Source organism: Phytohabitans rumicis (genome assembly GCF_011764445.1).
Lineage (GTDB): Bacteria > Actinomycetota > Actinomycetes > Mycobacteriales > Micromonosporaceae > Phytohabitans > Phytohabitans rumicis.
The window spans coordinates 7,762,464-7,781,962 of sequence record NZ_BLPG01000001.1; the positions used below are offsets into that span (position 1 = coordinate 7,762,464).

Annotated in this window: 19 protein-coding genes and 1 pseudogene; 6 read left to right on the plus strand and 14 right to left on the minus strand. The window is 69.0% G+C overall.

Features of this window, described 5'->3' with window-relative positions; genetic code table 11:
- Position 1: 1 nt before the first annotated feature.
- Positions 2 to 256: a hypothetical protein gene (locus Prum_RS52430; RefSeq protein WP_246278301.1), complete on the minus strand. Its 255-nt coding sequence runs from the start codon at positions 254 to 256 to the stop codon at positions 2 to 4.
- On the opposite strand from Prum_RS52430, the gene Prum_RS52435 reads away from it, so the two are divergent.
- Positions 255 to 497: a hypothetical protein gene (locus Prum_RS52435; protein ID WP_246278302.1), complete on the plus strand. Its 243-nt coding sequence runs from the start codon at positions 255 to 257 to the stop codon at positions 495 to 497. The genes Prum_RS52430 and Prum_RS52435 overlap by 2 nt on opposite strands.
- A gap of 100 nt (positions 498 to 597) precedes the next feature.
- Here Prum_RS52435 and Prum_RS35285 read toward each other — a convergent pair whose 3' ends face one another.
- Genes Prum_RS35285 through Prum_RS35295 form a run of 3 tightly spaced genes read right to left on the minus strand, consistent with a single transcriptional unit; the run spans position 598 to position 4,529 of the window.
- Positions 598 to 1,164 (minus strand): RNA polymerase sigma factor, encoded by a 567-nt coding sequence (locus Prum_RS35285; RefSeq protein ID WP_173080691.1) that lies wholly within the window; start codon positions 1,162 to 1,164, stop codon positions 598 to 600.
- Positions 1,165 to 1,194: 30 nt separating this feature from the next.
- Positions 1,195 to 2,727, minus strand: a complete 1,533-nt coding sequence (locus Prum_RS35290) for an alpha/beta fold hydrolase (RefSeq protein ID WP_173080693.1) — start codon at positions 2,725 to 2,727, stop codon at positions 1,195 to 1,197.
- A gap of 11 nt (positions 2,728 to 2,738) precedes the next feature.
- Complete coding sequence (locus Prum_RS35295; RefSeq protein ID WP_173080695.1) at positions 2,739 to 4,529, minus strand: penicillin acylase family protein; 1,791 nt, start codon at positions 4,527 to 4,529, stop codon at positions 2,739 to 2,741.
- Between the two features lie 314 nt (positions 4,530 to 4,843).
- Between Prum_RS35295 and Prum_RS35300 the strand changes: the two genes are divergently transcribed.
- Positions 4,844 to 5,539: an NAD(P)-dependent oxidoreductase gene (locus Prum_RS35300; RefSeq protein ID WP_173080697.1), complete on the plus strand. Its 696-nt coding sequence runs from the start codon at positions 4,844 to 4,846 to the stop codon at positions 5,537 to 5,539.
- A 28-nt stretch (positions 5,540 to 5,567) separates the two neighbouring features.
- On the opposite strand, the gene groL is transcribed toward Prum_RS35300, so the two are convergent.
- Entirely contained in the window at positions 5,568 to 7,145 is a 1,578-nt protein-coding gene (gene groL / locus Prum_RS35305; protein WP_173080699.1) for a chaperonin GroEL, read from the minus strand.
- A gap of 370 nt (positions 7,146 to 7,515) precedes the next feature.
- On the opposite strand from groL, the gene Prum_RS35310 reads away from it, so the two are divergent.
- Positions 7,516 to 8,238, plus strand: coding sequence for a GAF and ANTAR domain-containing protein (locus Prum_RS35310; RefSeq protein WP_218577493.1), 723 nt, complete (start codon positions 7,516 to 7,518; stop codon positions 8,236 to 8,238).
- A 30-nt stretch (positions 8,239 to 8,268) separates the two neighbouring features.
- Positions 8,269 to 8,997, plus strand: a complete 729-nt coding sequence (locus Prum_RS35315; RefSeq protein ID WP_173080701.1) for a GAF and ANTAR domain-containing protein — start codon at positions 8,269 to 8,271, stop codon at positions 8,995 to 8,997.
- A 12-nt stretch (positions 8,998 to 9,009) separates the two neighbouring features.
- Here the strand turns inward: Prum_RS35315 and Prum_RS55345 are convergent, their stop codons facing one another.
- From Prum_RS55345 to Prum_RS35355, 9 genes and pseudogenes are all read right to left on the minus strand, one after another.
- Entirely contained in the window at positions 9,010 to 9,114 is a 105-nt protein-coding gene (locus Prum_RS55345; RefSeq protein WP_371871403.1) for an exo-rhamnogalacturonan lyase family protein, read from the minus strand.
- Positions 9,115 to 9,158: 44 nt separating this feature from the next.
- Positions 9,159 to 11,549, minus strand: a pseudogene (locus tag Prum_RS35320) (exo-rhamnogalacturonan lyase family protein); the annotation flags it as partial.
- The gene (locus tag Prum_RS35325; RefSeq protein WP_173080703.1) at positions 11,546 to 12,439 is read right to left on the minus strand and encodes a carbohydrate ABC transporter permease; all 894 of its coding nucleotides are present in this window, start codon (positions 12,437 to 12,439) and stop codon (positions 11,546 to 11,548) included. The pseudogene Prum_RS35320 and the gene Prum_RS35325, both read right to left, overlap by 4 nt.
- 10 nt (positions 12,440 to 12,449) lie before the next feature.
- Positions 12,450 to 13,442 (minus strand): ABC transporter permease, encoded by a 993-nt coding sequence (locus Prum_RS35330; RefSeq protein WP_218577496.1) that lies wholly within the window; start codon positions 13,440 to 13,442, stop codon positions 12,450 to 12,452.
- 60 nt (positions 13,443 to 13,502) lie between these two features.
- Positions 13,503 to 15,035 (minus strand): extracellular solute-binding protein, encoded by a 1,533-nt coding sequence (locus Prum_RS35335; protein ID WP_218577497.1) that lies wholly within the window; start codon positions 15,033 to 15,035, stop codon positions 13,503 to 13,505.
- Positions 15,036 to 15,040: 5 nt separating this feature from the next.
- Entirely contained in the window at positions 15,041 to 15,643 is a 603-nt protein-coding gene (locus Prum_RS35340; RefSeq protein WP_218577498.1) for a YesL family protein, read from the minus strand.
- 236 nt (positions 15,644 to 15,879) lie between these two features.
- Positions 15,880 to 16,509, minus strand: coding sequence for a DUF1961 family protein (locus Prum_RS35345; protein WP_173080709.1), 630 nt, complete (start codon positions 16,507 to 16,509; stop codon positions 15,880 to 15,882).
- 4 nt (positions 16,510 to 16,513) lie between these two features.
- Complete coding sequence (locus tag Prum_RS35350) at positions 16,514 to 17,512, minus strand: LacI family DNA-binding transcriptional regulator (protein ID WP_246278303.1); 999 nt, start codon at positions 17,510 to 17,512, stop codon at positions 16,514 to 16,516.
- Positions 17,513 to 17,770: 258 nt separating this feature from the next.
- Positions 17,771 to 18,256 carry a hypothetical protein gene (locus Prum_RS35355; RefSeq protein WP_173080713.1) on the minus strand — a complete coding sequence of 162 codons (486 nt, stop codon included), beginning with the start codon at positions 18,254 to 18,256 and terminating at the stop codon, positions 17,771 to 17,773.
- A gap of 101 nt (positions 18,257 to 18,357) precedes the next feature.
- Between Prum_RS35355 and Prum_RS35360 the strand changes: the two genes are divergently transcribed.
- Both Prum_RS35360 and Prum_RS35365 read left to right on the plus strand, forming a co-directional pair.
- Positions 18,358 to 18,615: an amphi-Trp domain-containing protein gene (locus Prum_RS35360; RefSeq protein WP_173080715.1), complete on the plus strand. Its 258-nt coding sequence runs from the start codon at positions 18,358 to 18,360 to the stop codon at positions 18,613 to 18,615.
- A 79-nt stretch (positions 18,616 to 18,694) separates the two neighbouring features.
- Entirely contained in the window at positions 18,695 to 19,144 is a 450-nt protein-coding gene (locus tag Prum_RS35365) for a YdeI/OmpD-associated family protein (RefSeq protein ID WP_173080717.1), read from the plus strand.
- Positions 19,145 to 19,499 lie beyond the last annotated feature (355 nt).

A 19,499-nucleotide genomic window follows, 5' to 3' on the forward strand; every position in this document is an offset into this window, starting at 1 on the left:
GCTACCGGATCACCACGGTGACGGTGTAGGTCTGCTCGTCCTGCGGGATGTTCACCGTGACGGTGCCCCGACGGACGAACCGGATGTCGACCACACCGGCCTCGTAGCTCTGCGAGACGAGCGAGGCGGGCTCCACGGTCACGAGCCCGGGCCCGATTCCCTGCAACCGCAGGACGGCGCCGGTCGCGAAGCACATCGACTTGAGCAGCGCGAGCTCCGTGTTCTGAAGGTCGACGTCGTACCGGATGGCGCCCATGCAACTGGGCGTCGGGCCCGTCGGCCGCGGGGTGCTTGTCTTCGAGCGCTGGACGGCGGGCGGATTCTGCGCGCTGGGAGGGGCGTTGGCCGGCGGCGTGGATTCCACAGCGGACGGTGAAGCCGTCTGGCTGGGCGTGGCGGTGCCGGGCTGGATAGGCAGCGGCGACACCGGCTCCGACCCGCAGGCGGCGGCGGGAGCGATCGCGATCAGTGCGAGCGCACCGACGGCGGCGAGGTGACGAATTGAGGGGCGTTTCATGACGGGTTCTCCTTTGTCGATCGGACCTTTCACCCTGTTAGTCAGCCCGTCATCGACTAATGTTCGCCCCGCGCTGTGTCTCACATCCGACCGTTGACGAGCCGCTGCCGCAGTTGGCGCCGCGCCTCGTGGATCCGCGACTTCACGGTCCCCTCCGGTATTTCCAGGAGCATGGCGATCTCGCGGTAGCTCAACCCGAGGACGTCACGCAACGCCACCGATTCGGCGAGGTCGGGCGCCAAGCGTCCGAGGGCATCGAGCAGATCCAACCGGGTCCCCGCCACGACGCTTGTGCGCTGCGGGTCGGGACGGTCCGGCAGCGGCACGCCCGCCGCCTCTGCGAGAAAACGACGCCGCAATCCCTGGTACGTGGACCGGGCCCGGTTGGCGGCCAACCGGTGCAACCAGGTCCGGAACGAGGAACGCCCCTCGAACCGCCCGATCCCGCGGGCCAACGCGAGCAACGTGTCCTGGCATGCCTCCTCGGCGTCCTCCCGGTTCGGCAGGAACCGCGCGCACAGCCGCAACACCTCCGGACGTACCGCCACCAGCAACGTGTCCAGCGCCGCCAAGTCCCCGGTGGACGCCCTCCGGGCGAGGGCCTCGATGTCGGCCGAGTCAACGTGAACGTTGCGGGTCTTCTCCATAGGTACGGCCTGGTCTCATCGGTGGGTCGGTTAGCTCGCGGGCTGGCCGAAGTCGGGGTCGAACGGTCGGCGGTCGGAGGGGCAGACGGTACCTGGGCGCGGCGTGACGAGTCTGACGAGGTAGTCGCCGGTGGCTCGGGTGACGCAAGTGCTCGGGTCGGCAACGCTCAGGTGCCCGTACCCGTCATGGACGAGCAGGACCGCGTTGCCGAGCAGTCGCTCGACCTTGCGGGCCACGGCAAGCGGCGCGTTGGGCTCGTACCGGTTGCCGAGGAGCAGGATCGGAGTGCGGGTGGTCGCGTTCCATGGACCGGTGTACCGGTTGGTGTTGCGGGTCGGCCAGGATGTGCACGCGGCCCCCATGCCCCATCCCACCGGCGCGCCGCCGATGCGGCTGATCTTGGTGAGCTTCCGGACGACCCGGGGCCAGTCGGCGGCGTCCTGCCGGGCGGGGCTGTCCGCGCAGCTGATTGCCTGCCCGGGCTCGACCAGGCGGTGGAACACCTCGCTCGAATCGAAGTTGGCGGCGTCCTTGATCGCTGAGCCGTCGCCCTGGATTGCCATCTCAAGCGCGGCGGCCGCCTCCGGCCAGAGGCTCGGGTGACCGAGGATCGCGAACTTCAGCGGCGCCAGTGCCTCGTTGTACGCCAGCGTCCCGGGCGGTGTCGCGTTCGGCGCCGGCAGCGGAGTGGTCCGGAGCCGGTCGAGCATCGCGTTGACGCGCGGTGCGACCGGTCCGTGGCCGGCCAGCGGGCACAGTTCGGGGCCGGCGGCCGCACAGGTCGCCAGGAACTGGTCGAAGGTCTCGTCGGTGCCGGTGAGCCCGGCCGCAATGGCCGCCGCGGTCCCGTGGGTCGCGGCGGTGGGGTCGGCCAGTCCGTCCAGGGCCATCGCGCGCACCCGGCTCGGGAACATGTTCGCGTACACCTGTCCGATGAGGGTGCCGTACGACTCACCCAGGTAGGTCAGCTGCCGGTCGCCGACGAGCCGGCGCAGGTGGTCGAGGTCGCGGGCGGTGTCCGCGGTGGAGATGTGGGCGAGCAGGTCGCCGTTTCTTTCTCCGCACCGGCGGGCGAACTCCGTCGTGGCCGCGAGGTATCGCCGCTGGTCGGGGCCGGTGGTGGGGATGGGAAGGTTGGCCCAGAAGCTTTCCCGGGCGGCAACGTCGCCGAAGCAGTCGACACGGGCGTCGCCCCCGGCACCCCGGATGTCCCAGCCGACGACGTCGAAGCGTCCCTCCGTGGCGGCGTCGAGGGCCGCTCCCCGGGTGGCGGCCATCTCGACGCCGGAGTCACCCGGCCCGCCCGGGTTCACGAACAGCGAACCGATGCGCCGCTCCGGATGGCTGGCCAGATGGCGAATCACCGGGAGGGTGATCGTTGGTCCGCGGGGGTGGGCCCAGTCCAGCGGCACCGTGACGTCCGCGCATTCCAGCCGCGGCCCGCACGCGGTCCAACTGAGGCGCGTGGTGGCGGTGGCGGTGCCGGGCGTGCCGACGATCGCGATCGCCGCCACGGTCGCCAGCGCCAGTGCCGCCGTACCGGCTCGCCGCAGCGTCCTCATGGCATTTCCTCTCAGAGCAGCGGGTAGTGCTCGTTGACGAGGTATCTCGACAGCAGGTCGGTTTGCCCGTGGCGTGGCGTGCCGTCGTCGATGTCGCCGGCCAGGGAGTCAACGCCCCGCGGTCCGGTCGAAGTGACCTCGACGATGTAGCGGCGGGCCGGGCCGTCGGAGAACATGTAGTCGGCCGCGGTGGTGGCGCGAACGTTGTGGTAGGCCGCGTCCACGGTTCCGTACGCCCCGTCGACCGACAGGCCGGGCAGGCCCGGGATGGATGGCGGGAACGGACCGGGTACGCGGGGCACGGAGAACGCCGGCCCGAGGGGCGAATCGAGGACGATGCGGTGCAGCTGGCCCCAGCGGTAGTCCCGTTGGTCGTGCGAGCCGGCGAACGCCGGGGCGTAGTCGGGGCCGGCGAGCGCGTCGAGCGCTCGGGCGAGGGAGCGCAGCAGTACGACGTCGCGTGCGACAGCGTGGTCGCCGATGCCGGGTACGGCGAAGAAGTCGATGCCGGTGGCGCCAACGCCCGGTTGTGGCCGGCCCTCCAGGAGGATGCGCAGGTCGGCGAGGGCGATGTCACCGCCGGGTGGCGGGAGGCCGAGTGACGCGAGCGGGGCGTCGATGGCATCGCGCAGGATCTGGGAGCGCCACGCACTGTAGACGGTCGCGTTGACACTTCGAGCCTTCTCCACAGCAGACGGTCCACTGGGGACATTCGCGCGGTACGTATCCCCGGCGTCGTAGCCACGCCGTACCCCGGTGGGAGTGGTGAAGTCCCATCCCCGCAGCCGGCCGGCGGCCTCGACCACGGCGGGGTTGCCGCCGAGGGCTCGAAGGGTGGGATCCGCCGAGCGTCGCGCGCGGTCGAACGCGGCGAGCAGGTGGGTGGACGGTGCGCCCAGGCCGAGGTGCGGGTCATTGACCAGCAACGGCCGGCCGGTGGTCGTCCGTGCACCGCTGACCACCCATTCGTTGGAGCCCCGCCGGCGTTCACCCGCCAGCAGCGGCACCAAGGCGTCGAGACCTCCCGCGGCCGCGAGCCACCGGGCCGACAGCCGCGCCGCGTCGGCCAGCCGCGCGGGATCCACCCGCGCCGCGGTCGCATTTCCGGCACCGGCCGCCTTGGCTGTCGTGGGCGCGGGTGCGCGGGTCGCGTCCGGCACGCTGGCGGCGCTGGTGAACGGCTGCGAGCGGTAGGCGTCCTCGGCGAACAGCAGACCACCGTCGAAGCCGCCGGCCGCGCCCGCGGCCATCGCGGCCTGCAAGGCGACCGTCGAGCTCAGATCCCGCAGGCCGTCGAACAGCGACACCTGGAAGGAGATCCACTTGAGGGCCGTGACGCTGTCCAACGGCTGCCAAGGAACGAATGACCGCGCGCCCGCTGCGGCGTACTGCGCGGGTAGCGGGTGCTGGGCGACCCAGCGGTTGACGCCCTCGGTGTAGGAGGTGAGATCGCGGCGCGTCGACGCCGACAACGCCGCCAGCGACCGCTGCGCGGCCCGGCGGACCCCGAACGTGCGGAACTGGACATCCTGCGGGATCGCTGCGTCGCCGAGCAGCTCGGCGAGCGTCCCGCTGGTTTCGCGCCGGTTGAGGTCCATCTGGAACAGCCGGTCCTGCGCGTGCACCCAGCCCTGGAGGAAGAACAGCTCATGGCGGTTGCCCGCCCGTACGTGCGCCAGTCCAAACTGGTCACGCACCACACCGGCGACCGGTGTCGCCGGCTTCGCGGCCACGGCGCCCGCCGGTGCGGTCGTGACCACAAGCGCGGCGACGATCAGCACCGCGGCACCAGCGGGCTTCACGGTGCCCTGCCCTCAGTGGCGGGTGCGATGTAGCTCTGATCCCCGAGCCCCAGAGTGACATGGTCGCCCACCTTCGGCTGAAAAACGGACCTTGGCGTTGCGGGTACGCCACCGGGGTCCAGGGCAGCAGGAAGAAGGCGTTGAGAACGCTGAATGTCAGGCTCAACGTACCCCTGTTCGGGTCGCCTGGGAACCGCTCACATCGATCGGGCGTAGGCTCGTGGTGTCGCTCTGGACCCCGGTGATCTGAAAAGAGTCCGCTTGGCGACGAGAGCTCCCTCGGTCGCAACGTGCCTACGCAGGGAGATGAAGACGTGAAGATCTGCATCGTTGGGGCTTCTGGAAAGCTCGGGCAGTACATGGTGCGGCACGCGCTGGACCGGGGCTACGAGGTGGTCGGCGTGTGCCGGGAACGCAGCGTGGACAAGCTGGGCGCGTTCAAGGGGCGTATCTCCGTCGTCGCGGGAGCGACGAACGACCGGGAGGTCATCGCACGCGCGGTCGCCGGTTGCGATGGCGTACTGACCGTGTTGGTGCCGCTCGGGGTCGACAACTACTCATCGGGAACGGCCCAGGCCGTGCTCGACCACGCACGTCCCGGGGCACGTCTCGTGTTCTCCTGCGGGTGGCACATCACGCGCGACGGCCTGGACGTGTACTCCTGGAAGGTCAAGGCACTTGTCAAGGTCGTCGGCCGGCTCGCGAAGCTCGCACGCCTCGTCGACCTCGACGACCAGGTAGAAGCCTGCCGGCGGATCTTCGCCAGCGACACCCGGTGGACCGTCGTACGCGGCAGCGACCTGGAGGAGGGCGACAGCCAGGGCCTACCGGTGTGGAGCCGCCACACGGGCGATCCGATCCTCGATAGCAACATCACCCGCCGTGTGGACTTCGCCCTGTTCATGGTGGAGGCCCTCAGGAACGACGAGTTGGTCCATGAGGCCCCGGCGATCGTCGGCCGCCAAACACCGTCGGCGATCGCGCACGCCGCCACGACTCCCGCGCCGTGACGGCGTACGACCTGGACGCCCGCGCGATCTACTGTGCCGCCTTGTCGGCGACGAGCACCTCCGTGGTCAGGAACAGCGCCGCGATCGACGCGGCGTTCTGCAGCGCGCAGCGGGTGACCTTGGCGGGTTCGACGATGCCCGCCTTGAACATGTCGACATATTCGCCGGTGGCGGCGTTGAGGCCGTGGTCCGGCGGGAGGGAGTGGACCTTCTCGGCCACCACGCCGCCCTCGAGGCCGGTGTTGACGGCGATTTGCTTGAGCGGCGCGGTCAGCGCGACCCGCACGATGTTCGCCCCCGTGGCCTCGTCGCCGGCGAGGTCGAGCTTGTCGAATGCGCTGGCCGCGGCGTTGGCCAGCGCCACCCCGCCACCGGCCACCAGCCCTTCCTCGACGGCGGCCTTGGCGTTGCGTACGGCGTCCTCGATGCGGTGCTTGCGCTCCTTCAGTTCGACCTCGGTGGCCGCGCCGACCTTGACCACCGCGACTCCGCCGGCCAGCTTGGCCAGCCGCTCCTGCAGTTTCTCGCGGTCGTAGTCGGAGTCGCTGTTCTCGATCTCGGTGCGCAACTGGGCGACCCGGCCGGCGATCTGGTCGGCGTCCCCGGCGCCGTCGACAATGGTCGTCTCGTCCTTGGTGACGACGACCCTGCGAGCCACCCCCAGGGTGTCGAGTCCGGCGTTGTCCAGGGTGAGGCCCACCGTCTCGCTGATGACCTGGGCACCGGTGAGGATCGCGAGGTCGGTCAGCATCGCCGTACGCCGGTCTCCGAAGCCGGGTGCCTTGACGGCCACCGACGTGAAGGTGCCACGGACCTTGTTGACGACCAGGGTCGCGAGGGCCTCGCCCTCGACGTCCTCCGCGATGATCATCAGCGGCTTGCCCGCCTGCATGACCTTCTCCAGGATCGGCAGCAGGTCGTTCAGGTTCGAGATCCTCTTCTCGACGATGAGCAGGTACGGATCGTCGAGAACGGTCTCCATCCGTTCGACATCGGTGACGAAGTACGGCGAGATGTAGCCCTTGTCGAAGCGCATGCCCTCGGTGAGCTCGAGCTCGAGGCCGAAGGTGTTGCTCTCCTCGACGGTGATGACGCCTTCCTTGCCGACCTTGTCCATCGCCTCGGCGATGATCTCGCCAACGGCGGCGTCACCGGCGGAGATCGACGCGGTGGCGGCGATCTGCTCCCTCGTCTCCACGTCCCGAGCCTGGTTTCTCAGCGCCTCGACCACCGCCGCGACCGCGGCCTCGATGCCGCGCTTGAGCGCGATCGGGTTCGCGCCGGCACCGACGTTGCGCAGCCCTTGCCGCACCAGCGCCTGGGCCAGGACGGTGGCGGTGGTGGTGCCGTCGCCGGCCACGTCGTCGGTCTTCTTCGCGACTTCCTTGACCAACTCGGCGCCCAGCTTCTCGTACGGGTCGTCAAGGTCGATCTGTTCAGCGATGCTGACACCGTCGTTGGTGATCGTGGGCACGCCCCACTTGGTGTCCAGTACGACGTTGCGGCCCTTCGGGCCCAGCGTCACCTTCACGGTGTCCGCCACGATGCTCATGCCGCGCTCCAGGCCGCGACGGGCCTCGTCCCCAAACGCGATCAACTTGGCCATCTGCGTCGTCCTCTGCTCGTCGTGCCGAACGCGGCACTGGTCGGGCCGACCTGCGATGACCGCTGCACACGGTCCCCCTCCGGGGTCCCATCCCATTCGGTTGGCACTCGCACAGGGCGAGTGCTAAACACAGTGCATCATCTGCACACCCAAAGCACAAGTGACCGTGGGCGTACCGAGGCGCGGCGCGCGTGCATCCGGGGTGTTGGGCGTAGGCTGGATGGTGACACCGCCGCTCAGGGAGTCCGTCGCGTTCGATCCGGACCTCGTCCTACGTCACCTGCCCGCCGCGGCCTCACGAACCGCTTGGTATCGGAGGCGCCCTCATGGAGCCACCCGCGGTGGCACGGTGTCCGGACGGCGCGGTCCCGTGAACGCCGATCGCAGGACGCGGCTGTGGAGCCAGGTCGTCGAAAACGCCCACGGCGGGCCGGTCACGGTCGAGCATGTCTGTGCCGCGGCACTGCCGGCGGCGGGCGTGGACGGCGCCGCCATCACCGTGGTGCTCGGCGCGCCCTCCCGTGAGACCGTGTACATCACCGGCGAGGTCGCCGCCGAGCTCGCGGAGCTGGCCCTGACCCTCGGCGAGGGCCCGACCGTGGACGCCGTCGAGGGCGGCCCCGTGTTGGCCGCCGACCTGACGACCTCGGCCTGCCTGGCCCGCTGGCCGGTTTTCGCCCCCGCCGCGGTGTCCGCCGGAGTGCGCGCGGTGTTCGCGCTGCCGCTGCAGGTCGGCGCGATCCATGTCGGTGTCATGGATCTCTACCGCGCCGAGCCCGGCGGTCTGGACGGCGACCAACTCGCTGACGCGCTGCTGTTGGCCGATACCGCCTGCGCGCTGCTGCTCGACGCGGCACAGCACGACCGGCCGCGGCCTGACGGACGCCGGTCGGAGCCGATCGCTCCTGCGCACCCTGAGGTGCACCAGGCCACCGGGATGATCACCGTGCAGCTGGGGGTGACCGCGGCGGTGGCCCTCATCCGCCTGCGTGCGTACGCGTACGCCCACGACCGGCGGCTGCGCGACGTGGCCGCTGACGTGGTCGCCCGACGCCTCCGATTCGACCGCGAATCTGGGGGCGATAGTCGTTGATGGGTCTAATGTGTTGCGAGGGTGAGTGAGATGGCCGGCATTCAGCTATCGGACGTGTTCGTCGAAATGGCCGACACTCTCGTCGACGACTTCGACGTGATCGACTTTCTGCACGTGCTGACCGAGCGGTGCGTGCAGTTGTTGGGCGTGTCGGCAGCCGGCCTGCTGTTGACCGACGAGCGAGACGCGTTGCAGGTGGTGGCCGCCTCCTCCGAGCGGACCAGGCTGCTCGAGCTTTTCCAACTCCAGACCGACCAGGGCCCGTGCGTGGACTGCTTCCGTACCGGCCAACCCGTGTCGGTCGCGGACCTGTCCTCGGCCGGCCGCTGGCCGGCCTTCACCGCCGCCGCTGCCGAGGTCGGATTCGTCGCCGTACACGCGATGCCCATGCGCCTACGCGCCGAGGTGATCGGTGCGCTGAACCTGTTCGACACCGCGCCGGGACCTCTCGACGACGACAAGCTGCGCGTCGGCCAGGCACTCGCGGACGTGGCCACCATCGGGCTTCTGCAGCAACGCGCCATCCACCGCCGCGACACTCTCACCGAACAGCTGCAGACCGCGCTGCGCAGCCGGATCCTGATCGAGCAGGCCAAAGGGGTTTTGGCCGAACGACTCCAGCTGGACATGGCCGAAGCGTTCACGGTGCTGCGCGGCGGCGCCCGAAGCCGCAACCTGCGCTTGACCGACCTCGCTCAGGCCATTGTCGACGGCACCGAACAGCTCGCACCGCCGCCGGCCACCAATCCGCCCCGCTGACACCGCTTGCGGTTACTGCCTGGGTACGTGTGGGACGAGGGCGAGCAACTGGATCGCGGCGAGGCCGTACTGCGCGGCGTCGTTGGTGGACACGAACGCCGCCTCGTCGACGGGCATGAGAACGCCCGTGCCGTCGATGCGGGTGAGCCGCCAGTGCGGTTCGCGCTGGAGGGGTTCTGGTTGAGCTGGTCGCCCTCGTCGTGCAGGAACTTGCGCCAGGCGAGCTCCGCCAGCCGCGCGTCGCCCGTGCGGGCCGCGGCGTACGCGGTCAGGCGGCTGTGGGCCTGCACGAGTGAGATGCCCCGCAGCGGTTGGCCGACCTCGGCCGCCTGCTGCTCCGGCGATGCCAGGTAGAGCCGGCAGTAGTCCAGCCAGGCCCGCTCGAACCGCGGAAGGCCGAGGTCGAGATCGATCAGTTCGGCGACGATCTCCGGCAGGCCGAAGACGGCGGACAGGTGGGAGACGTCGATGCTGTCGCGTGTGGTGTCGAAGCGGCCGGTGCTCAGATCGAGCCGCGCCTGGCCGGTGAGGAAACCGTGTCGCAGCGCTCCGATGTCCGCCATCGTGCCAAGGAGGCGGTCCCGCGCGCGTTCGTCGCCGTGCCGTTCCCAGCGGGTCAGCCAGGCGGCGGCCAGCGAGCCCCAATCCGTGCCGAGGCTGACCGACAGGGCGTGCGGGTCGGGCACGTACCGGTCCGTGCGGACCTTGCGCAGCGGGTCGATGGCGACGAACGTCTCCTCGGGCACGGCGAGCTCGTCGAGCAGGTCGCCGGTCCGCTCGTCCGCGGTGAGGTAGTAGTAGATCCGCCGGTAGACCGCGCTGGAGATGCGCAGCTGCTTGCAGCTGCAACCCCAGTGCTGCACGTTGTGGCGGGAGCCGAGACCGCTCCAGCGGCCGAGGTGGTAGACGTCGACCTCGCCGGTGTGCCGGGTCATCGCCTCCGCGAACCGGAAGACCTCGCCGCGGCCGGTGCGCAGGTACTGGTACCACAGCCACAGATCGGGGGAGAGCTCCGAGTTGTCCCAGGCGTACCCGCCGATGTCGTAGCGCCAGGTGTGCCGATCCGGGTCGTACGAGTGCATGACGTCGCCGTAGTCCCAGAAGCCGTACCAGCGGCGTTGCTCCCGTTGGCGCAGGTAGTAGTCGAAGAGGAGGTCGAGGCGGTCCTCGATGTCCTGGTGCCGCGGGTCGGGCAGGCTCCAGCTGCCGAAGACGTTCGCCTCCCGCAGCCGCTCCGGCGAGGCGGTCAGCAGCCCGGGGGAGCTGAGCTGTGCGGCGTGCTCGGCAAGCGCGTCGTTCGACGGGGTTGCGTCGTGCACGCGCAGGCTGAGCTCGTGCGTCCGCGCGATCCCGTACGGCGTGCCGAAGCCGGGTTCGTAGTCCTCATAGGTGATTTCGAGCCCTTCGAGCTGCTCGGCGAAGGTGTCCTGGCCCATGCCGCCGTGCCAGTACCGCAGGTCCATCGCCGGCGCGCTGGGCGACCACATCCACACCGTCGCCGTGGCGATGTCGGTTGCCGCGCCGCGGATGTCGAGCCGGGTCGGATGCAGCTTCCAGAAGTCACGCAGACCGAACCCCAGGCCGCCGCCCGTCGCGCCGCCGACGTACCCGTATCCCGCCGATCGCGTACCGGACGGGATGGTGACCCAGGCGTGGCCGGGCGCGGTGCGCTTGCGTAGCAGGAACCCGTCGGCGCTGTTCTGGTCCAGCGTGTAGTCGTTCCACTGTGGAATCAGGTGGAGCCGGCCGGACACCTCGGGATTGGGGATGTCACCGACGGCGCGGCCGGCGACCTGGTCGGCGCGGGCCTGCGCGCCGGGGTCGCGGCGCAGGCCGGTCAGGCCGCGCACCGCTTCGGTGAGAAAGCCTTCCGGGCCGGCGAGCCGTATGTGCCGGTCGTGCGGGGCGTCGCGCATCACGACGCCGGCACGGAGGCCGAGGCCGGCCAGGAAGTCCCGCTCGGGATCGCCGTCCCAGACGAACGTGTGGACGACGCGCACGTCCGTGGCGCCGGCGTAGAAGTACAGCCGGACGCTGAACGGCAACCAGTCGCCGTGCCGCCCGTCGAGTCGTACGACCGCGCGTACCGGACCGTCCTGTTCGACGGTGATGCGTTCGACCTCGGCGGTGGTGTGCCGCCGATCGCGGGAGGGGCCGTCCTGACGGATGCTCACCAGACGCACCGCACGGACGATCTGCCGGCCGGCGTACTCGATGGATGAGATCAGGTGCGGACGCCGCAGCGTCCATGCCACCGGCCCGGTGCTCACCCGGAGGTCGTCGCCCGACCACGCCACCGTGACCGGCGCGGCGGGTGCCCGCGGCGAACGCCCGGCGACCACCTCGTACGAGGCGGGTGGGTCGCCCCGCGGGCCGATCGCGTGCGCCGACCACTTGACCGTGCCGTCCGGCCAGGTGGCGGTTGTCCAGCTTTGCAGGGGCGTACCGTCGGCCAGCGCGAATGGTGTATCCGCGGTGACCGTGCCGCGCGGCCACGGCAGGCCCCAGGTGGTGCCTTGCCGTCGCGGCCCTTCCAGCCAGCGAACCGTCACTCCTTGACCGACCCGATCATGACGCCCTTCGCGAAGTGCTTCTGCAGGAACGGATAGACCAGCAGGATGGGCACCGTCGCGAGCACGATGACCGCGAACTTCAGGCCCTGCTCGGGGAAGAAGGCCGACGACTGCGTGCCCAGCATGTTCGCCGAGTCCGCGTTCGGCGCGGTGATCTGGCGGACCAGCACCTGCAATGTCCACTTGTCTTCGTCGTTGATGTAGAGCAGCGGCGACATGTAGTCGTTCCAGATGGCGACCGCGTAAAACAGCGAGAACGTCGCGATGACGGGTTTGGACAGCGGCAGCACGATCCGCCAGAACACGCCGAGCTCGTTGCAGCCGTCGATCCGGGCCGCCTCTTCGAGGGCCTCCGGCAGCTCTTGGAAGAAGCTTTTCACGATGAGCAGGTAGAACGGGTTGATGGCCAGCGGCAGGATCAGCGCCCAGTAGCTGTCGAGCAGCCCGAGCTCGCGCACCACCAGGTACGTCGGGATCATGCCGCCGCTGAAGACCAGCGTGAAGACGACCAGGTTGATGACGAACACCCGGCCCGGCAGGTGCCGCTTCGACAGCGGGTACGCCATCGTGAGCGTCAGCGCCACCTGGATCGCCGTGCCGACGGCGGTCACGCCGATGGTGGTCAGCAGCGCGCGGATGAACGTGTCGCCGGCGAACATGTAGTCGTACGCGTCGGTGACGATCCTTTCCGGCCACAGAAAGAACGGCCGCGAGTCGATCTCGCCCTCGGAGGCGAACGAGCCCGCGAGGACGTAGAGCAGTGGCAGCAGGGTGATGGCCGCGAGCGACAACAGGATGAGCACGTTCGCGACGTCGAAGACGCGGCTGCTGGCCGAGTCGTAGTGCCGGATCGAATGGGTTCTCTTCATCATCGCCGCCTCAGTAGAGTCCACGCTGGCCGAGGCGCTTGGCCAGCCAGTTCGAGCCGACGATCAGGAACACACCGACCACGCCCTTGAACAGGCCCACCGCGGTGGCGTAGCTGAAGCCACCCTGGGTGATACCGATGTAGTACACGTAGGTATCGAAGACCTCCGACACCGGGCGGTTCAGCGACGTCGTCATCAGCCAGATCTGCTCGAACCCGGTGTCCATGATGTTGCCGGAGGTCAGGATGGCCATCACCACGATCGCCGGCCGGATCGCCGGCAGCGTGATGTGCCACAGCTGGCGCCACCGCCCGGCGCCGTCGACCCGGGCCGCCTCGTAGAGCTGCTGGTCCACGCTCGCCAGGGCGGCGAGGTAGATGATCGTCCCCCAGCCGGTCTGCTTCCACAGCAACTGCAGGATGATGAGCGGCCGGAACCACTCTTCCTGCGCCACGTAGTCCGCGCGCTGGCCGCCGACGATGTCGTTGATGAAGCCGGCGAGGACGCCGAAGTCCGCGGAGAACAGCAGATACGTCAGCGACGCCACGATCGTCCACGACAGGAAGTGCGGGATGTAGATCAGCGACTGGACCGAGCGCTTCAGCACGCTGACGCGTACCTCGTTCAGCAGCAGGGCCACCACGATCGGCGCCGGGAAGACGAACACGATGGTGAGCAGCGCCAGGATCAGCGTGTTGGCCATCAGCCGGCCGAAGTCACCGCCGGTGAACAGCTCCTCGAAGTGCTTCAGGCCGACCCACGGACTCCCCGAGTAGCCGAGGAACGGGATGTAGTCCTTGAAGGCGATGTGCAGGCCGTACATCGGCCAGTACTTGAAGACCAGGAAGTACGCCACGCCGGGCAGGAGCATCAGGTAGAGCCAGCGGTGCCGCAGCAGCAGCGCGAGGCGGCGGGCGGGATTCTTGCGGGCGACGCGTGGGGCCCGTGGCCGGGCGGTTTTCGGCGTGTCCGGCGCCACGCCGGGAACCAGATCGGTGGCCACAGCGGCCTCCCATCGAGGAGCGGGAAGGGCCCGGCCCTGCGGCCGGGCCCTTCGAGAGGGTTACTTGGGGAGCTTCGACACCAGGTCGTTGGTTTCCTGCGTCACCTCGGTGCCGCCGCTCTCGTACCAGCGCTTGACCTCGGCCCGCAGCTGCTCCTCGGTGATCTGGCCGGACAGGTACTTGAGCCGCGCGTCGGGGATGATCAGGTTGAGCGTCTGGCCCTTGGAGACGAGGGTCGGCGCGATGACCGGAAGCGCCGGGTTGTAGACCGCCGTCTTCAGGTCCTCGTTCATCAGCGTGTCCCGCAGGTCGAACAGCTTCTGCGTCGACTCGTCGGGGAACTTGAACGGGTACTGGCCCAGGCCGACGCTGGCGCGGGTGCCGATCTGGATGAACGCCTTGTCCACGTCGTTCTGGACCACCTTGACCGCGGGGTCGTCCTGGTTGATCAGGACGGCCTTCCCGTCTTCGAGCTTGTAGTTACGGCCGTCGATGCCGTTGGTCAGCAGGGCCGAGCCCTCCTTGGACTGGAGCTTGTCCAGCGTCGTCAGGACGTCGTCCAGCTGCTCCTCGGTGCGGACCCGCTGCTTGGAGATGGCGAGGACGTTGTTGTATCCGGTGAACGGAAGCGAGAACTTCTGGCCGTCGGACCGCTTCAGGTTGCCGACCATGGTCACCTTGTCGAAGCTCTTCGGGTCCTTCTCCTTCATCCGGACCGACAGGTCGGTGCCGCGGACGTTGACGTCGATGATGATGCCGCCCTTGCCCTGGACGAACGCGTCGTTCCAGTTGGCGCTGTCCAGCGTCGCGAAGTCCTTGTTGACCAGACCCTCGTCGACCCACTTCTTCAGCCACCGGTTGGCCGTGTAGAACTCCTCGGTGTCGAAGCCCTGCACGAGCTTGCCGTTGCGCTCGCCCCAGCCATTGGGCGCCCCGAACCACGTCTCGATCGTGTCGTACGGGCTGGAGCTGGCGTAGTTGCCGGGCCACTTCGGGATGATCAACCCGTAGGTGTCCTTCTTGCCGTTGCCGTCCGGATCCTGCTCGGTGAACGCCTTGGCGACGTTGTACAGGTCGTCGACCGACTGCGGCTCCTGCAGGCCGAGCTTCGCCAGCCAGTCCTTGCGGAGCATGACGGCCGACCGCAGCACCGGCCGTACCCGGTAAATCCCGTAGATCTTGCCGTTGATGGAGGAGTTGAGCGCGGTCCGCTCGTCGGCCGCCTTGAGGTTCGGGTACTTGTCCAGCTTGCCGGTCAGGTCCCAGAAGGCGCCGGCCGTGGCGGCCTGGACGAACGCCGGAGCCTTCTCGTCCGCGACCAGCACGTCCGGGATGTTGTTCGACGCGAGCGTGACGTTGAGCTTGTCGCCGTAGTCCGCGTTGGGCACCCAGGTGATGTCGAGCTTCTTGCCGATCAGCTTCTGGATGGCCTGTTGCATCTCCCCGTTCGGGTCGGGCGCGGTGCCGAACAGGCGTGTCATCACGGTGATCGTGTCGAACGACGCCGCCTTCTCCTCCTCGCCACAGGCGGCGAGGCCCAGGGCGGTAGACAGGGCGAGTGCTCCGGCCAAGAGCCGGCGCCGTCGGTTCACTATCGTCATGAGATTCCTTTCGCGTGGAGTTTCGCCTCGTTCTCGGCGAAAAAGCGCAGACAGAGCCAGGTGTCGAGCTGGATCCACCCGCCGACGGCGAGCACCAGCACCAGGAACGGGAACGTCGTGGCCACGTACACGACCGCTGTGAAGATGAACAGCAGCAGCACGGACGCGGCCGGACGGGTGAGGGCGAACAGCGATGCCTTGGGCAGGCAGCTCAGCGTTCGCAGGTCGAAGTGGACGGACATGGGCAGCGCGTACGCCCAGATCACGACCAGCACCCCCAGCGCCGCGAGGGTGGCCAGCCGGAAGGCCGTACCCGCCGAGCCGAGCGATGCGAAGTAGAAGTAGTTCGTGACCAGGAGGGCCGCCACGCCGACCAGCGGGAGGACCAGGAGGGTGCCGCGACCGAACTCCCGCCGGTAGGCGGCCGCGAACGCGGGCCAAGAATGAAATGATTCACCAAGCGCCCGCCGGCGGGCCAGGGTGTATGCCGCGACGGTGGCCGGGCCGACGCCGAGGATCACGCCGCCGGCCAGCGTGAACAGGCCCCAGAGCAGGTTGAGCTTGGCGGCCCAGACCACCTCGTCGGCTGCTTCGTACAACCTGATCGCCCAGGTAGATGATGTTCTTGCGGGCCACCGACCGGGTGGAGCAAGCACGGGGGGTGGAACTCGTCGCTGCACGGGGGGCCTGCCTTGTGAACGGCGGAGCAAGTGGACGGACGTGTGACGAGCAAGTTACGGATCAAAATGTGTGAGCGACCGTAGCTCTGAATCGTCTCAATGTCAACGCCTGGAAAGCCCTTGCCCCAGGGGTTCCGGGCCCCGATCAGGGCGCGTCAGTGCTCGGTGACGCGGAGGTTGGCATACTCGCCGATCATCGGCGCCATCTGCCGGAAGCCGAGCTTGCCGCCGGACAGCGGCGCGTCATCCCGCCAGCGGAAGGACACCAGGTCAGCGACCTCGAAGGTGACCTCGCCGCGGTGGACGGTCAGGCGCAGCGGGTACGGCCCCTGCGCGTCCAGCACCGCCGGCAACGGGTCCGGTCCCTGCGCGACCAGGTGGAAGCCGTAGCTCTTGCGGAGGTTGCACGTGTGGAGCTTCCGCTCAGACGGCCACATCCGGCGGAAGTACGACACGTGGTACGCGTCCAGGTCGCCGTGGTGATACTGCTCGTACGGGCCGGTGCGCGGCGCCAGGTCGAAGATGTCCTCGCCCTGCCGCCCGCGCGCGTGGAAGAAGAGGATGCACAGGCCGGGCTCCCGGATCGGCCAGAAATCCCACTCCACCGTGAGGTCCGGGCCGAAGTCCTGCGGGCACCACAGCACGATGTTGGCGTCCTGGCCGTCCTCGGGCGGACGCAGGCTCTCCAGCCTCAGTCGTCCCCGGGGGAACGAGACCGCGCCGTCACCCTCCAGCCGGAACGCGGCGATGTCCTCCGGCGAGCTCAACGGATTGTGGTACGTCATCGACTCACCCCTGCCGGGTCGTGGCCCGCGCGACCAACTCGGGCGTGAACAGCACCTGCTGGTGCCGGTGAAATGGGTTGCCGGCCTCGTCGATCAGCAGCTCAGCCGCCATGCGGCCGAGCTGCCGTCGCGGTTGCCGCACCGACGTGAGGGGAACGGTGGCGGCGGCGGCGAAGTCGATGTCGTCGTAGCCCACGATGGCCAGGTCGTCGGGCACGCGGATGCCCAGGGTGACGCACTCCTGCAGCAAGCCGAGCGCCAGCAGGTCGTTCGCGCAGAACGCCGCGGTCGGGCGCACCTTGCGCGCCATGCCGGCGAGCCGCGCGCCCGCGCCCCGGCCCTCGGCGACGGTGAGCGCGTCGGTACCGACCATCACGAGGTCCTCGCGGGCCCGGCCCGCGGCCGTGAGCGCGCGCCAAGCGCCCTCGCGCCGGTCCCGGACCTGCCCGATCCGCTCCGGACCACCGACGAACGCGATCCGCTCGTGGCCGAGGTCGAGCAGGTGTTCGGCGGCCAGACGCCCGCCGAGGACATCGTCGACCGCCACGGAGCAGCTCATACCGCCACCCCGGGAACCGTCGACGATGACGACCGGGGTGCCGCGCCGCGCAAGATCGTCTATGGTGAAGCCGTCGGGGTCCACCGGCGTTATCAGCACGCCCTGCACCCGCTGCTCCTTGAGCCGGGTCAGGTAGGAGCGCTCGCGCTCTTCCCGCTGATCGCTGTTGCAGATGAACACCGAGAGGTCAGCCGCCTCGGCGACGTCCTCGATGCCCTGCGCGACGTCGGTGAAGAACGGATTGCTGGCATCGAGCATCACGTACGCGAGCACGCGGCTCTTGCCGGCGCGCAGCTGGCGCGCGGACTCGTTGCGCACGAAGCCGAGCTCGCGCATGGCTTGCTGAACCCGTGCCCTGGTGAGCCCGCTAACCCGTTCCGGACGGTTGAGGACGTTGGACACGGTGCCCACCGACACGCCCGCCGCGGCGGCGACGTCTTTCACGCTCGCAGACCGCGTGGCACCTCCAGCGGCCGTCAATGCCATGCCCTCGCTCCTCGGCGCTGCCTGTCTAGTAGCTTCCCCGCTTTAAAACGTGACAGCACTCGAAGGAACGGCACCGGATCCGCAACGGAGCTGTCTGGCTTGGGCTGACCAGAACCCTTACGCCGCACGTGCTTTGACGCGAGGGCGGGGGCGCAGCGAATCCTACTGGCTCATTGAAACATTTCACAAGAGCGGTGGCGGCGCCCGCGGATGCGCTCAGCGCGCCTGCTTCGTGGCGGTGACCGCCGAGCGGAGGGCCGCCAGGAACGCCCGCGCCGCCTGATCGTCACCCAGCGCGACGATGTACGAGGAGGCTTCCGCGGAACCCCAGCGCGCCTGCACGTGGACGCTGGAGTCAACGACGGGCGCCGGGTTCATCTGTTCGATGCCGTCCACGTCGGCCAGCCGCGTCGACAGCACGGTGATGCCACGTTGCTCGCCCACGGTGGCCACGATCAGCGTGGTCGGGGTCAGGACGGCGACGGTCTGGTGCTCCGGCTCGGTGGTCGCGCCACCGAGCCGGGCGAGGAGGCCCGGTCTCTTCAGGCTCACCGAGCGCGTCTGGACGCACTCCGTCGCGGTCGATGCCACCGAGCCCAGCATCCTCGCGGTGGCATGGGCTTCGATGACGTCCAGTACGTCCGGCCGGATGTCACGCACGGAAATGGTTTGGCTACTGCGCTCGTACAGTCGCTTGCTCATGCGAATACTGTGCCGGCCGATCGGCCAACGAGTCGATATGCGCGGCGGGTATATGTAGGATCGCCGCGTCGTACCACTGTGGATAGATATGGGGAGAGCAGATGGCGGGGACAACTCGGGACGTCGAGAGTTTCTACTCCACCGAGGAGGTCGTGGCGAAGCTGCGGCGCCTCGCCGACGCCTTGGAGTCCGAGACGACGTTCCGGATCCAGATCGCCGGTGAACGCATCCGCGTCCCCGCCCGCGCCCAGTTCTCCATCGAGCACGAGCGCGGCGACGGCGAGGAGGAGATCGAGTTCCAGCTCAGCTGGACGATCGAGGAGGACGACGACGCCGACGACGAGGCCGCGGTCGTCTAGGGTCCGCACCCACCGATGAGAATCCGCTCGCCCGCCGGTCTAAGCCTTCGACGGTAGGCGACAGCGAAGGGGATTCGTCATGAAGATTCGCGCGGAGTTGCAGGCCACCGGCCGGACGACGACCGGATTCGAGGTGCCGGAGGCGCTGGTCGACGCGCTCGGCGGTGGAAGGCATCCGAAGGTTGCCGCCACCATCAACGGGTACACCTTCCGCACTTCCATCGCCCGGATGGGCGACGGCTTCTGGCTCGGTGTCAGCGCCGAACGCCGCCAAGCCGCGGGCGTGCAGGCCGGCGACGTACTCGACCTCGAGGTGGAACTCGACACGGCGCCGCGCGAGGTGGAGCTGCCAGACGACCTCGCCGCGGCGCTGGCCGGCGATCCGGCGGCCAAGGCGTTCTGGGACACGCTTTCCCGCAGCAAGCAGCAGTGGCATGTCGTCCAGGTCACCGCCGCCAAGAAGGCCGACACCCGGGCCAGCCGGGTGGCGAAATCGGTGGCCATGCTCCGCGACCACCGCGCCCGCTGACCGTAGCCGGCCTCCGTCGTAGCCGGCCTCCGTCGTAGCCGGCCGCCGCCGTGGCCGGCATCCCGCCGATCAAGGGCATATGGTCGTGGTTTGATCTCCGATCCACGACCATATGCCCTTGATCCGCGATGTTTCCCTTGATCGACGTTGGCCTCCGCCAAGGGCCCTGCGCTGTCCACAATGGAGCTCGGGCTCTGTCGTGGTGGTGGTGCCCGGAGCGGGATCCCAGGCGCACCCCACACCGCCGCCGATCAAGGACTTCCACGCGGATCAAGGGCAAACGGTCGTGGATTGGAGATCAAAGCACGACCATATGCCCTTGATCGACGGGGAGAGGCGCGGCGGGCGGGGAGAG